This is a genomic window from Bartonella bennetti, from assembly GCF_045945445.1.
Taxonomy (GTDB): Bacteria; Pseudomonadota; Alphaproteobacteria; order Rhizobiales; family Rhizobiaceae; genus Bartonella.
This window is the reverse complement of sequence record NZ_CP174576.1, coordinates 627,722-642,702: the sequence shown is the minus strand read 5'-3', so window position 1 is coordinate 642,702 and position 14,981 is coordinate 627,722. Positions and strand designations below refer to the sequence as shown.

The following is a 14,981-nucleotide window of genomic DNA, read 5'->3' as shown; positions in this document are numbered from 1 at the left end:
ACAATAAGATAATACTTACCTATCTTGTAATATAATAAAAAATCATAGCTTTTATGGAATGAGTGCATTTTTGTAAAGATATTTTCAGGGCTCAGCAACTTTGCACCAGCAAGACTTTTCTTTATCATTAAGAAAGCTTAACACCTAACCATAAAATCGTATCTGGCAAGCTTTCTGTACATAAGTAATGATAATCTCTTATCATAGTTTTCTTGCTTCGTAATACTGATTTTGTATAAATTTTTCTTTGCAAAGATAACCAAAAAATTAGTATAATCAGGATTTTCTTATATACTCCATTCATAATGCTTAGCGTATATTTCAAGATCCATAAGTTTTTTCCTGCTCTTGCAAAAATTCATTGCATTCTCTAATTCTTTCTTTAACTTCAAGCATTATTTTTATAGCATTGTATTTTTGACTTTGCTGTTTCTATCAAACCAATCCTGCATGAAAAATTAAAATAGAATAGTGTCATCCCTATGCTACAATATGATATCCTGACAGCATATGATAAGCCCTGATCGTTTTTCGTATATATTTTAGTAAGCTCTTACTCCTATTGAGCGCATCATCTTCATTTACAATGCGGCTTTAATCGTAATCTTTTTTGTTAGATATTAAAAATCTCTACGATTAATAATTTTTCGCATTGTTATCTTACTATACAAATTAAATTGGCTTATAATACAAAATATTGCTCTTTTAAGCTATTTCACAAAAACTGTTATTCTACTCTTCAATTTTGTACTTAAATATTCAAAGATGAATTTGATTATTACTTTTCATGTTTTATCTTAATTATTTAACTCAGAATCACGCGTTTGATTGTTATTCATAACCAAATATCTAAGAGATTTTTAAAGTCTGTACTTTTTACGGCACACAATTGTCTTTTGTTAGGTTTTCAAATGTAATAGATTATTTAATTAAAAAGGAAATGTTTTTACTTTAATTATTTTGTCTACTTTTCTAACATAGTTAAAAAATCATAATACACTCATAATGTATCTTTGATTTAGTTGTGAATTTAAATTACATATTTGATTGTGATTTATAATTATTTTTTAACTAGCATTAAAATTATAAACTATATTTTATGTCCACCATTTTTCAGCATTTAATTTTCCTGCTGCTTGTTCTATAATATATGCTATTTGAAAAATTACTTCCTCAGAAAAAGATCTACCTATCAATTGTAATCCCAGAGGCAAACCATCTAATGATAAACCTGCAGGAACAGAAATTCCTGGTAAGCCAGCCATATTAACTGGCACAGTAAAAATATCATTGAGATACATGGCTATTGTATCATTTTTTATTTTTTCATCTGTAATACTAAAGGCGGATGTCGGTGTTGCAGGAGTTAGAATAGCGTCAATACCAAGTTCAAAACAATGATCAAAATCACGCTTAATTAAAGTTCGTACTTTCTGAGCTTTAAGATAATAAGCATTATAGTAACCCGCTGAAAGAACATAAGTTCCAATCAGAATACGTCGCTTAACTTCATCGCCAAAACCAGATGAACGGGTATTTTCATACATTTCAATAACATCTTTTCCTGGTATACGAAGTCCAAAACGAACACCATCATAGCGTGCCAAATTAGAAGATGCTTCTGCAGGAGCGACAATATAGTAAGCAGGCAAAGCATACTTTGTATGAGGTAATGAAATATCAATAATCTCTGCTCCTGCATCTTTTAGCCAATTAATTCCTTTTTGCCAAAGATCAACAATTTCATCAGACATCCCTTCAATATAATATTCTTTTGGGATACCAATTTTCATTCCTTTGATCGATTGACCAAGATAGCTTTCATAATCAGGTACTGGTAAATCAACTGAAGTTGAATCTTTATCATCAAAGGAAGCCATTGATTTTAACATAATTGCACAATCACGCACATCTCGTCCAATAGGCCCTGCCTGATCAAGCGATGAGGCATAAGCTATCATTCCCCAACGCGAACACCGTCCATAAGTTGGCTTTATCCCTACAGTACCAGTAAAAGCTGCTGGCTGACGTATTGATCCACCAGTATCAGTTGCTGTTGCTCCCGCACAAAGACGAGCTGCAACAGCAGCAGCAGAGCCTCCTGAAGAACCACCAGGAACAAGCTTTTCATCTGATTCTTTTTTTCGCCATGGATTAATAGTTGGGCCATAACATGATGTTTTATTGGATGATCCCATAGCAAACTCATCCATATTCAGCTTACCTAACATAACTGCTCCATCTTTCCATAAATTAGCAGTTACAGTTGATTCATATTTCGGTTTAAAACCATCAAGAATATATGAACAAGCCTGAGTGTGTATATCTTGTGTTGCAAAGAGATCCTTAATACCCAATGGAATACCTTCTAAAATACCAGCTCTTCCTTTCGCCAAACGGATATCAGATTCAGCGGCCATTTTTGTTGCTTGTTCTGCAGTTACTGCTACATAAGCATTCAAAATTGGATTAGCCAATTCAATTGCTTTCAAATAAGCTTCTGTTAATTCAATTGCTTTCAGGTCTCCCTTTTTTAAAGCATCACGAGCTTGTGCAATTGTTAAGGTTATTAAATCGGTCATGTTGATTCTCGAATTTTAAAATGTAAAAAATTATTCGACTACTTTTGGAACAAGAAAAAAATTTTCTTCTGCTAAAGGTGCATTTGCTATAATATCCGTGGCCTTATTACCATCCGTAATCTCATCCTCACGTTTTCGTAAAGCCATCGGAATTACTGATGTTAGTGGTTCAACTCCATTAACGTCAATTTCGTCAAGCTGTTTTACAAAATCTAAAATGGTATTAAACTCCTCTGTTATACGCTCAACTTCATCATTATGGATAGCAATACGCGCTAATTTTGCCACCCTCTTGACTGTTTTACTATCAACAGACATATTGCACCTTTCTACTTGATTTACTCTAATATTATTAACCCATTCATTTTTTGGCTATACAAGTCTACGTCTATAAGCGCAAGAATATTGGTATATACACCCCAATTTTTATTGTAACCAACCAAAATATTATGATACTCTAAGCATACAACATGGCCATTATCAGTATAAACGAAGTTACGACACATCTTTTATTTGGGCAAACAATAGCAAGCTTAGATTTGGGTGCCAAAACAATTGGAATTGCTATTTCTGATATTAGTTTAACATTTTCAAATCCGCGACCTGTTATTTATCGAAAAAAGTTCACATTAGATGCTCTGACACTTATACAAATTTTTAACAATGAAAATGTAGGAGCTATTATCATTGGCTTACCCATTAATATGAATGGAAGCAACGGTCCACGTGTTCAAGCAACCAAAACTTTTGTTAGTAATATGGCAACATATACAAAAATTCCTTTTATTTTTTGGGATGAACGGTTATCGACAATTGCTGCAGAACGTTGTCTTTTAGAAATGGATATGTCGCGCTCTAAAAGAAAATCACGCATTGATTCAGCTGCTGCTGCTTTCATTTTGCAAGGCGCTCTCGATAGAATTAAGACTCTGCAATCAAACAGCAGGATAGAGAACATCTAATAATTGTGTTGGATTATATCTTGCGATCAACATACCATAAGATGATCTCCATTGTCCTCCAAGACGACTTTCCATATAAGCATTTACAACATGTTCAACTTCTGTATAACGTAACGCTGCACTGGCAGATGCATATGCCATCTGTTCAACAAAAAACCTACCAGCTCCTTCATTTATCGATGCCATATTCACAGCGGATTTAATAATTTCAATCGCTCGTGGACCAGCTTGTCCAATATCAGCTGCAATTTTTTCTAATAATTGCTGAAATAACCCGGGTGCTTTATCACCTATAAGAATTGCATCCCTTACCAATTGATTAACACCACTATTTTTAACTATTCGTGCAGGACTGTCACGCAATATTTGCAACAAAGGATTACTATCCGTGAAACTCACTATACCAACCTGTGCAATAATTTCACCAATAATCGGAATAACTAATTGACTGACATGACAAGCAACAATAGGTGTCATAATTCTTGCGAAAGCTGCCTCAGAACGATTATCTGCGGCGTTATCAAACGCTCGTGCTAAGCGCATAACCAATGCTTGCGAAGCAGCTATATCAAGTGCAATATCCGCAAAAATACGCTCTGTTAATGGTGGGAAAGGCTGATTTGGAGTTTGCTTCCGAAGAAAATCTATACTAAATTGAAGCGCAGAACGCAAAACACCTGCTGATATTATAGCCTGATCGAAACGCATCATGGTTTCGATATCCTTAATCACCTTAGCCCCTTCTCCTATGTTACCGACAAGCCAACCATAACAACCTCGGAATTCGATAACTCCTTCTGGAGCTGAATATTCTCCAGACCGCTGAATTAAATAACGAGTTAATATAACACCATTTAATAAGCCATTTTCTTGCATACGTGGAATTAAAAAGCAGCTTAAAAGGCCATCTATTTCTGCGCTTACAATATATCCGTCAGCCATCGGATTAACAACATTAGTTTTTATAATGTTTAAACGATATAGATCACGCCCCATTTTTTCATCAAAAGAAATCCTTTGAACAGCTGGAAAATTAAAAGTATATTTTTCACTTTCCTCAACATTATCAAAAGCACAAGTCAGTGAAGCTCCCCTTTTATTCTCAATAGATCTAGAAGACAAATCATATTGGCGTGATAAAAGCGCATCTTGCCATTTTTTAAATAATTCAATATCACCAATTAACACTGCAATAGCAGCACTTGCTACAGTGATCTCATTTAAATGTCCTGTTTCCAAACCAGCCAATAAAGCCAAGCGAATAGCACGTGCCTGATAACGTACTCTATTTTCTGAAGTCGTATTTTCCCAAAGCGAAGAAACTAAACCTGCTTGTCTAGAATATCGTTGAAGAGTATGATAAGAAGGGTGAATATCTAATTCTTCTTTTGATTGTCTCCATCGGTTGTTATAGTGCAACGTGGGTCGGTGACTGTTTGCTAAACGTGCAAGATCCCACGCTTCATCACTAGCGACAAAAGCTCCTATTTCCTCAAAACTTGCCAATAAGGAAGTAGGTAAAGTAGATGCGATACGAAACATAAGCGTATCACTAAGAAATGCATTTTTTCGCTGGGAATTCTCCGTGGATACAACATTCATAAGTATATTCCTATTATTAGAATCACTCATATCATAGACTATTTGCCTTTTTACAGCTAAAAACATTTATTATATTTAAACAAATGCTCATTTAAGCTCTTTAGAGATCTATAGAAAAGAATACTATGACTCATAATACTATTTTTCCAATTTTTCCTCACCGGCACCTTTTAGGGATTAAGCACCTTAATGTACAAGACCTTAATATATTACTTGATCGCGCAGATGAGAATGTACTTTTTTCCAAGAACATTGATAAAAAACAATCTATATTACGTGGGCATACTCAAATTAATCTCTTCTTTGAAGCTTCCACAAGAACTCAATCTTCGTTTGAATTAGCTGGCAAACGATTAGGAGCAAACGTGATGAATATGGCTATTAGCAATTCGTCTGTAAAAAAAGGGGAAACATTAATTGATACAGCAACAACTCTTAATGCGATGAAGCCTGATATACTAGTTATTCGCCATAACTGTGCTGGAACTGCAGCTCTTTTAGCACAAAAAGTTGATTGTTGCGTAGTTAATGCAGGTGATGGTGCACATGAACACCCAACACAAGCTTTATTAGATGCTCTAACCATTAGAAGAATAAAAGGTCATATTGAAGGATTAACTGTCGCAATTTGTGGCGATATTTTACATTCACGCGTTGCACGTTCTAATATTATCAGTCTCAATGCTTTAGGAGCTCGCGTTCGCGCTGTTGCGCCATCAACACTTTTACCTACTGGAATCTCAAATATGAGCGTTGAAGTATTTAATACAATGAAAGAAGGTCTCAAAGATGCTGACGTTATTATGATGCTACGCTTACAACGCGAGCGTATGATAGGTACTTTTATCCCTTCTATTCGTGAATATTTCCATTATTTTGGTTTGCATAAAGAAAATTTAGCGTATGCTAAAAATGATTGTATTATTATGCACCCTGGCCCAATAAACCGTGGTGTAGAAATTGCTTCTGATATAGCAGATAGCGCACAAAGTATGATTCATACACAAGTAGAAATGGGTATTGCTGTGCGTATGGCTGTCATGGAAGCTTTATTAGATTTACGCCAAAATTGGAGTAAAAAAAAGAAATGACAAGACCAATAGTTTTTCAAAACGCCCGCATTGTTGATCCTTCACGCGCAATTGATGAAATTGGTACAGTTATCATTGAAAATGGACTGATTGTAACCGCAGGAAAAGAAGCTTTAAATCAAGGAGCACCAGAAGGAGCAGAAATCATTGATGCACAAGATAAAGCAATTCTCCCTGGACTCATTGATGCTCAAGTCTTTATCGGAGAACCAGGAGCTGAACATCCTGAAACGATTGCTTCAGCAAGCCAATCTGCAGCGGCCGGTGGTATTACCTCATTTCTTATGATGCCTGATACACAGACGATAATTGATAATATAGCCCTTATTAAATTTATTACATGCACAGCACATGAAACATCATTAGTTAATATTTATCCAGTTGCTGCTATCACGCAAGGTCTGAAAGGACAAGAAATTACTGAATTTGGTTTATTGAAAAATGCAGGAGCAATTGCATTTAGTGAAGGAAAAAAGACACTTCAAAATTCAGCTATTATGCGGCGCGCAATGATTTATGCGCGTGATTTTGATATGACATTGATCCACGAAACACAAGACTACGATCTTTCTGATCAAGGCGTTATGAATGAAGGTTTGTTAGCGAGTTGGCTTGGTTTTCCTGGAATTCCACGTGAAGCAGAAGTCATTCCACTAGAAAGAGACTTACGGCTAGCTGTTCTCACACAAACACGCTACCACGCAGCACAAATATCGACAGCTATGTCTGCTGATGCTGTTCGTTTAGCAAAACAACATAGTGAAAAAATTTCAGTTGGTGTATCCATTAATCACTTATCTTTGAATGAAAATGATATTGGTGAATATCGTACTTCTTTCCGCTTAATGCCCCCATTACGTGCAGAAGAAGATCGTATAGCAATGATTAACGCAATAAAAGATGGGACAGTCGATATCATTGCTTCTTCCCACAATCCTCAAGGAGTTGATGCAAAACGTTTGCCATTCCAAGAAGCTGCAACAGGCGCTATTGGCATGGAAACTTTGCTAAGCGCGGCCTTACGCCTTTATCACAATGAAACCGTATCTCTTTTACGATTAACTGAACTTTTATCGACAGCACCTGCAAAACTTTTTGGTCTCAATGCTGGAACACTTATGAAAGATGCTCCTGCAGACCTTATTTTGGTTGATTTAGATGAGCCATGGATCTTATCCTTAGAGATGCTGCATTCACGTTCAAAAAATACTCCTTTCGAAAATGCTCGTTTTCAGGGACGTGTTCTCCAAACTTTTGTAAAAGGACAATCAGTATTTAAAATTAATCAACAAAGCAAACGAGATTCTTAATGAGTGAAGTAGAAATACTTTTGCAATTCAATACATGGCTTATTTTCCTGATATCTTATCTCATTGGTTCTGTGCCATTTGGACTACTTTTTACAAAATTTTCTGAATTTGGCGATATAAGAGCAATTGGTTCTGGAAATATTGGAGCGACAAATGTTTTACGAACAGGCAATAAAAAAATCGCAGCTCTTACCCTTTTATGCGATATATTAAAAGGAACTTTTGTTATTTGGATGACAAAATTCTTATTTGATACTGTAGAAATTGCTCTTCTAACTGGATTTTTAGCCTTCTTAGGGCATCTTTATCCCATATGGCTTAAATTCAAAGGAGGTAAAGGTGTTGCAACTTATCTAGGTATATGCTTAGGTTTTTATTGGTTAGCAGCTCTTATTTTTATTATTGCCTGGATAGGAGCATTTGTATTGACTCGCTATTCTTCATTTTCTGCACTTGTAGCTGTAATTATTACTCCAATTTTTATTTACTGTTATTCCTCTTCTCTCTATGTTGCTTACATAATAATAACAATGAGCATACTCGTTGTTATAAAACATCAAACTAATATTCGCAGATTATTAGCAGGGAAAGAAAATAAAGTTGATACCACAAATAGGAACAAATAAAGGAATTTTGCTTACTGATCAGCAACGGTTAAATTGGTTGCGATTATTACGGAGTGAAAATATTGGAGCGGTTACTTTTCGTAATTTGATTGACCATTATAAAACAGCAGAAAATGCTCTTGCTATGCTTCCTCAACTTAGTAAAAAGGGAGGGCTTGCTAAATCTATTCGAATCGCGACATTAGATGATGCTGAGAAAGAGATGCAACAAGCTGAAAAACAAGGTATTCGGTTTATCGGTATAGGGGAACCAGATTATCCACCATTCCTCAAAGTAGTAGAAGCATCGCCTCCACTTATTGCTATAAAAGGCGATTGCTCAATTTTTCAAAAACCCTCTGTTGGGATTGTTGGTTCTCGAAATGCCTCTGCAGTTGGCAAAAAATTAACTAGCCAGTTTGCTCATTTTATTGGTAATGCTGGTTTTACAATTGTTTCTGGACTTGCACGTGGAATTGATAGCACTGCTCATCAAGCAAGTTTGCTAACAGGCACAGTTGCAGTCATGGCTGGTGGTATTGATTACATTTATCCTCCTGAAAATAAAAAACTCTATGATGATATTCTTAGTAATGGTGGAGCAATTATTAGTGAGATGCCCATTGGTTGGAAAGCACGTGCTAACGACTTCTCAAGAAGAAATCGTATTATTGCAGCTCTATCGCTTGGTCTTTTAGTGGTAGAAGCAGCCATGCGATCAGGCTCCTTAATTACAGCACGCCAAGCTGTTGATATGGGACGATTGATTTTTGCTATTCCAGGTTCTCCACTTGATCCAAGAGCAATTGGTACTAATAATCTTATCAAAGAAGGTGCTTTGCTGGTTACACATCCCTCTGATATTATAGAAACACTCACACCGTTAACCTCGAAGACGACCGAACCACAACTCAGCTTTTTTGAAGAAACATATTCAATTCAATTTCCACAAGAAAATGCTCATTCACCTAAGAAAATAACTAATGAAACTCCTTTAATTGGAGATGATATAGAACGTGCAGCTGTCCTTTCAGCTCTATCAAGCACTCCAATTGATTTAGATACACTCAGCATTTATTCAGGTGTTTCGTTACAAAAACTCTACCTCTTGCTAATTGAACTCGATCTTGCTGGAAAGCTTATTCGGCACTCTGGTGGTTATGTATCATTGTCGAGTTAGGATCTTCTCCAAGAGCCTCAGCACTATTAATAATACTTTGTCCCTCTTCAGCTACCATATCCAAAAGCAATGCTAAAAGTGGACTATGAGCTTGACGTGCCATCTGGCTCATTTGTTTTGACATATCTGTAATATAGTGGATAATCTTTAAGTGATTTATAAACATAATCTTTTATCCTTGAGCATTCTCCCCACCTCTCAATAGACGTTATCTTAGTATTTTGCCGTATACTTTTTATATTAGCTGTGGAAAATAAGTTATACGATTTCTTTTATAGGGTGTATTTTTAATAATAACAATCAAAAGTTGTATAATGTAGTTTTTTTTATGTGCTCTTGACCAATTGTCATTAGCTATTCATTTGAAAGAAGTTTATAAAGAGAATTTTGTTTCAACATTCGGATAAAATTATGGATATTGTTATCGTTGAATCTCCAGCAAAAGCAAAAACAATCAATAAGTATCTTGGATCTCAATACAAAGTCATAGCATCATTTGGGCATGTACGTGATTTATCTGCAAAAGATGGCTCTGTTCTTCCTGATAAAGATTTTGCTATGAAGTGGGATATTAATACTGCTTCTGCAAAACGTTTGAATGAAATAGCAAAAGCAGTCAAAGATGCTGATAGCCTTATCTTAGCAACCGACCCTGACCGTGAAGGAGAAGCTATTTCATGGCACATCCTTGATGTTCTAAAACAAAAAAAAGTTTTAAATGATCAACTTGTTAAGCGAGTTGTTTTTAATGCAATCACAAAAAAATCCGTTCTTGATGCCATGAAGAATCCACGTGATATTGATATATCACTTGTAGACGCCTACCTTGCACGTCGAGCTCTCGATTACTTGGTTGGATTTACTCTCTCTCCTGTTTTATGGCGCAAATTACCTGGCGCTCGTTCTGCTGGTCGTGTTCAATCAGTTGCCCTACGTATCATTTGCAATCGCGAATCAGAGATAGAGCAATTCGTTAAAGAAGACTACTGGTCAATTACAACGTACTTGAAAACACTCCGAAATGACATTTTTCATGCGCGGTTAACAGAATTTAACCATAAAAAACTTGGTAAGCTTGATATTCAATCCCAAGAACAAGCTGATCAAATCCTCTTTATGTTGGAAAGAGCAAATTATCGCACATTAAGTATTGAAGCTAAGCCTATAAAAAGGAACCCTTCTCCACCATTTACAACATCTACATTACAACAAGCTGCTTCTTCAAAATTAGGTTTTTCAGCTTCTCGCACAATGCAAGTTGCTCAAAAGCTTTATGAAGGTGTTGAAATCAATGGTGAAACAGCAGGACTTATCACTTATATGCGTACTGATGGAGTACAAATGGTTTCAGAAGCTATTGATGCAGCAAGAAAAGCGATTATTGATTCTTTTGGAAAGCACTATGTTCCTGAAAAACCGCGTTTTTATTCAACAAAAGCTAAGAATGCACAAGAAGCACATGAAGCTATTCGTCCTACAGACTTTACACGTCATCCTAATCAAGTGTGCAATGTTCTCGATAGTGATCAAGCAAAGCTCTATGAATTAATATGGAAACGCGCTATTGCCAGCCAAATGTGTTCTGCTGAAATTGAACGTACAACTGTCGAAATTGAAGCATTGCAAGAAGAAAATCATGCCCATTTGCGTGCGACAGGTTCTGTTATTCGTTTTGATGGCTTCATTTCTGCTTATACGGATCCAAAAGAAGAAGAAAATAGTGAGGAGGATGAAACAGGACGTCTTCCGCAGATTAATGTTGGAGAATCACTTACAAAAGAAAAAGTTGAATCGATACAACATACAACAGAACCACCTCCTCGTTATTCCGAATCGGCATTAATTAAAAAGCTTGAAGAATTAGGAATTGGCAGACCTTCAACTTATGCATCTATATTAAGCACACTTTGCGATCGTGGGTATATCATAACTGATAAACGCAAACTTATTCCTGATGTTAAAGGACGTATAGTTACGGCCTTTCTTGAAAATTTTTTTAATCGCTATGTAGAATGTGGTTTTACAGCAGCTCTTGAAGAAAAATTAGACCTTATATCGGATGGAAAACTTTCCTGGAAAGATGTTTTACGCGACTTTTGGGATGAATTTAATGCATCTATTACGAGTATCCAAGAACTGCGTATAATGAATGTTCTTGATGTTTTAAACATAGCGTTAGCCCCTCTTGCTTTCCCTACACGTGAAGATGGAAGCGATTGCCGCTCTTGCCCCCTTTGTACAAACGGCCAATTGTCATTAAAATTAGGGCGTTATGGCGCATTCGTTGGTTGTTCTAATTATCCTGAGTGTAAATATACATGCCAATTGGGTTCAGATACAGAAGAACAAAGTAAAGCCATGCACAATGATGAACCTATTATGCTTGGTATTGATCCTGAAACAGGGAAAGATATTTCTCTTCGTAATGGCCGCTTTGGTCCGTATATTCAACTTGGCGAAGGTAAAGAAATTAAGCGTGCAAGTTTGCCTAAAGGATGGCAAATAGAAAATATTGATTTTGATAAAGCCTTAGCTTTACTATCTCTACCTCGTGAAGTTGGAACTCATCCTGAAACAGGAAAAATAATTACAGCCGCAATTGGACGATATGGTCCTTATCTTGCTCATGATGGACAATACACAAATCTTTTTAGTATAGATGAAGTTTTTGATATTGGCATTAATCGTGCCGTTACAATACTTGCTGCAAAAAAAGACAGTGCAACCAATAAACGTAGAATAACGCCTGCTGCGCTAGCAACATTAGGAGATCACCCAAAAGGTGGAGCAATTACTATACGTGATGGGCGTTACGGTCCATATGTTAACTGGAATAAAATTAATGTTACCTTACCAAAAGATAAAGATCCAGCTACAATCACACTTGCAGAAGCGTTAGAACTTATATCAACTAAAACATCAATTAAAAAAACAGCACAAAAAGCTACTTCAAAAAAGAAGGCAACATCTAAAAAGACTTCACCCCGCAAAAAGAAGGCATAAATTTTGGCTAAAAGTGAGAAAAAAATAAAATATTTTCAATCATCTAATATTAAGCAGCTACCTAGTAAATCAGAAATTCTATCCTTTATCACTAATAATCCTAGCCAATCGAGTAAACAAAAAGTTGCTAAAGCTTTTAACTTGAGCAGTGCTTCTCATATGTGGTTAAAAGATATATTGCGTGACTTAAAAGATAATTATGCAATACCACAAAAACGTAAAAATTTAATCATCAAAAAGGCATTACCATCGATTACTTTGGCCAAAGTTAGTGCTCTTGATAAAGACGGTAATTTTATTGCAGAACCTCTTGAATGGCCCAATGATCCAAAGCCTAATATTCGGGTCTCTTCTTCTCATCACATAAAAGGAGTAAGCATTGGTATTGGGGATCACGTTCTTATAAAAATTTTTCGAAAAACAGTTTTGCAAAATTCCCCCTATACAGGACGAATCATCCGCAAGATTGATAAGAAAAAAAGAAACATGCTTGGTATAGCGAGAAAATTAGAAAATGGCGGATGGCAGCTTGATCCCATAGAACGTAAAAATAATGAACTTATTATTGATATGGCTACGAACATAGATATAAAAGCTGGTGATCTGATCGAAGTTGAAATTAAAGACAGTACTAACTACAGCTTCAAGCAAGCAAAAGTAAGAAATATTTTAGGACACATTGATAATGAAAAAGATCTTTCAATGATTGCCCTTATATCGAAAGAAATTCCTTATATTTTTCCTTCAGATGTCCTTGAGCAAGCCGAAAATGTAGAACCTGATAATACAATTAATCGCGAAGATTGGCGACAATTATCATTTGTTACAATTGATCCTCCAGATGCAAAAGACCATGATGACGCAGTTTATGCAATAAAAGATGAAAGCCCTACCAATAGCGGAGGCTGGATTATCGTTGTCGCAATTGCAGATGTTTCTTGCTACATAAAAACAGGAAGTATTCTAGACCAGGAAGCTTTAAAACGAGGAAACTCTGTTTATTTTCCTGATCGTGTTGTACCAATGCTCCCAGAACGTATTTCTAATGATCGATGTTCATTGCATGAAGGAAAAGATAGACCCGCACTAGCTGTTCGTATGATTTTTGATGCGAATGGAAATAAACGTAAACATAGTTTCCATCGTATTGTAATGCGTACAGCAGCCAAATTATCCTATCAAGAAGTACAATGTGCAATTGAAGGAAATACGAATAAAAAAACAGCTCCCTTGCTTGAAAACATTTTACAACCATTATGGGATGCATATTCCTGCCTTAAAATTGCACGCAATCGTCGACAACCATTAGAATTAGAAATACCAGAAAAAAAGATTATTCTTGATCAAAATGGATATATTAAAGATGTTGTGGTTTTATCTCACCTAGAAGCACATCATTTAATTGAAGAGTTCATGATACAAGCTAATGTTGCAGCTGCTGAAACATTAAAAGAATATCACCAACCTCTCATCTATCGTATTCATGATAAGCCATCTCTTGCAAAACAGGAAATGCTCCAGAACTTTCTTCAAAGTCTCGGAATATCACTTGCTCGAGGAGCTGAACTTACATCAGCACAGCTTAATAATATCCTTATAAAAGTTATGAATACACAACAACAGGAATTAGTAAATCAGATTATTTTACGCTCGCAATCTCAAGCCGAATATAATCTTGAAAATATAGGCCACTTTGGTTTAAATCTACCTAACTATACACATTTTACTTCACCAATTCGCCGTTACGCTGATTTAATTATTCATCGAGCACTTATAAAAGCTCTGCAACTAGGTAATGATGCACTCACAGATGAACAAGAGCAAAATCTTGCAAAAATCGCCAATCAGATTTCTTTATACGAACGTCGTGCAATGATAGCAGAACGAGAAACTGTTGATCGGCTTGTCGCCCATTATTTAGCTAATAAAATCGGAAATTCATTTGCAGCCCGTATTTCAGGAGTTACAAAAGCAGGTCTCTTTATCGCACTTGATAAATTAAACGCAGATGGTTTTGTGCCTCTTTCTACACTTAAAAGTGATTATTACTATTTTGACGAAGTACAGCATGCCCTTATAGGAAAACGTAGCCATAAATGTTATCAACTTGGAGATGCAGTCGAAGTAAAGATTTTAGAAGTACAACCTTTTGCTGGTGCTTTATGTTTTGAAATGTTAACAAAACCTCGCCTGATAACTTTCTCACCTATCTCCTATCACAAAAATAAATCTATAGCGAAAAAACGCAATTATATTTTTGATAAAAGAAGATAACACTCAATAAAGCATTCAAAAATTAAAATTATATTTCGACATACAAAGATTGAAAGCTATAATAAACCCATAACAATATTTAATTTTAAAAACCCAATTGATTGTTGATGACATCAATATAAAGGTGTTTTAAGCTCATTACTACACGAACAGTGATTTAAGAAAAATCTTTATTTCAAAATCTTTTTTAAAATGTAAGAAGCGCTATATAGCTAATATTTTAAAAGTAAGAGATTATTTAAAAACCTCTTGTCATTGTATTATTAGTCATTGTATTATTATTATTTGATGCATACTGTTTTTTTAGCTATGTATAATAGCTTGATATGATTCTTTTTTGATTCAGAAAAGGTCAAAAAGGCTTTTATATCA

At 35.5% G+C, this 14,981-nt stretch carries 11 protein-coding genes; 7 read left to right on the top strand and 4 right to left on the bottom strand.

Features of this window, described 5'->3' with window-relative positions; all coding sequences use genetic code 11:
- Nucleotides 1-1,097 precede the first annotated feature (1,097 nt).
- Together gatA and gatC are read right to left on the bottom strand one after the other, a co-directional pair.
- Nucleotides 1,098-2,582, bottom strand: a complete 1,485-nt coding sequence (gene gatA / locus ACJTDF_RS02950; RefSeq protein ID WP_407966071.1) for an Asp-tRNA(Asn)/Glu-tRNA(Gln) amidotransferase subunit GatA — start codon at nucleotides 2,580-2,582, stop codon at nucleotides 1,098-1,100.
- 30 nt (nucleotides 2,583-2,612) lie between these two features.
- Entirely contained in the window at nucleotides 2,613-2,900 is a 288-nt protein-coding gene (gene gatC / locus ACJTDF_RS02945; protein ID WP_407966070.1) for an Asp-tRNA(Asn)/Glu-tRNA(Gln) amidotransferase subunit GatC, read from the bottom strand.
- Between the two features lie 152 nt (nucleotides 2,901-3,052).
- Between gatC and ruvX the strand changes: the two genes are divergently transcribed.
- A complete protein-coding gene (gene ruvX / locus ACJTDF_RS02940) occupies nucleotides 3,053-3,544 on the top strand; it encodes a Holliday junction resolvase RuvX (RefSeq protein ID WP_407966069.1) in 492 nt (163 codons plus the stop codon).
- On the opposite strand, the gene ACJTDF_RS02935 is transcribed toward ruvX, so the two are convergent.
- Nucleotides 3,518-5,146, bottom strand: a complete 1,629-nt coding sequence (locus tag ACJTDF_RS02935; RefSeq protein WP_407966068.1) for an acyl-CoA dehydrogenase family protein — start codon at nucleotides 5,144-5,146, stop codon at nucleotides 3,518-3,520. The two genes, ruvX and ACJTDF_RS02935, sit on opposite strands and share 27 nt — an antisense overlap.
- 125 nt (nucleotides 5,147-5,271) lie before the next feature.
- Here ACJTDF_RS02935 and ACJTDF_RS02930 point away from each other — a divergent pair, with 125 nt between their 5' ends.
- From ACJTDF_RS02930 to dprA, 4 genes are read left to right on the top strand one after another with little or no spacing between them, the layout of a single operon-like run.
- Nucleotides 5,272-6,237: an aspartate carbamoyltransferase catalytic subunit gene (locus tag ACJTDF_RS02930; protein ID WP_407966067.1), complete on the top strand. Its 966-nt coding sequence runs from the start codon at nucleotides 5,272-5,274 to the stop codon at nucleotides 6,235-6,237.
- Nucleotides 6,234-7,547 (top strand): dihydroorotase, encoded by a 1,314-nt coding sequence (locus ACJTDF_RS02925; protein WP_407966066.1) that lies wholly within the window; start codon nucleotides 6,234-6,236, stop codon nucleotides 7,545-7,547. Before ACJTDF_RS02930 ends, ACJTDF_RS02925 begins: the two co-directional genes overlap by 4 nt.
- Complete coding sequence (gene plsY / locus ACJTDF_RS02920) at nucleotides 7,547-8,173, top strand: glycerol-3-phosphate 1-O-acyltransferase PlsY (protein WP_407966065.1); 627 nt, start codon at nucleotides 7,547-7,549, stop codon at nucleotides 8,171-8,173. Before ACJTDF_RS02925 ends, plsY begins: the two co-directional genes overlap by 1 nt.
- A complete protein-coding gene (gene dprA / locus ACJTDF_RS02915) occupies nucleotides 8,151-9,332 on the top strand; it encodes a DNA-processing protein DprA (RefSeq protein WP_407966207.1) in 1,182 nt (393 codons plus the stop codon). Before plsY ends, dprA begins: the two co-directional genes overlap by 23 nt.
- Here dprA and ACJTDF_RS02910 read toward each other — a convergent pair.
- On the bottom strand, nucleotides 9,292-9,498 hold the full coding sequence (locus ACJTDF_RS02910) for a hypothetical protein (RefSeq protein ID WP_407966064.1): 207 nt from the start codon (nucleotides 9,496-9,498) through the stop codon (nucleotides 9,292-9,294). The two genes, dprA and ACJTDF_RS02910, sit on opposite strands and share 41 nt — an antisense overlap.
- 245 nt (nucleotides 9,499-9,743) lie before the next feature.
- On the opposite strand from ACJTDF_RS02910, the gene topA reads away from it, so the two are divergent.
- The gene (topA, locus tag ACJTDF_RS02905) at nucleotides 9,744-12,335 is read left to right on the top strand and encodes a type I DNA topoisomerase (protein ID WP_407966063.1); all 2,592 of its coding nucleotides are present in this window, start codon (nucleotides 9,744-9,746) and stop codon (nucleotides 12,333-12,335) included.
- Nucleotides 12,336-12,338: 3 nt separating this feature from the next.
- Complete coding sequence (gene rnr / locus ACJTDF_RS02900) at nucleotides 12,339-14,609, top strand: ribonuclease R (RefSeq protein ID WP_407966062.1); 2,271 nt, start codon at nucleotides 12,339-12,341, stop codon at nucleotides 14,607-14,609.
- Nucleotides 14,610-14,981: the final 372 nt, after the last annotated feature.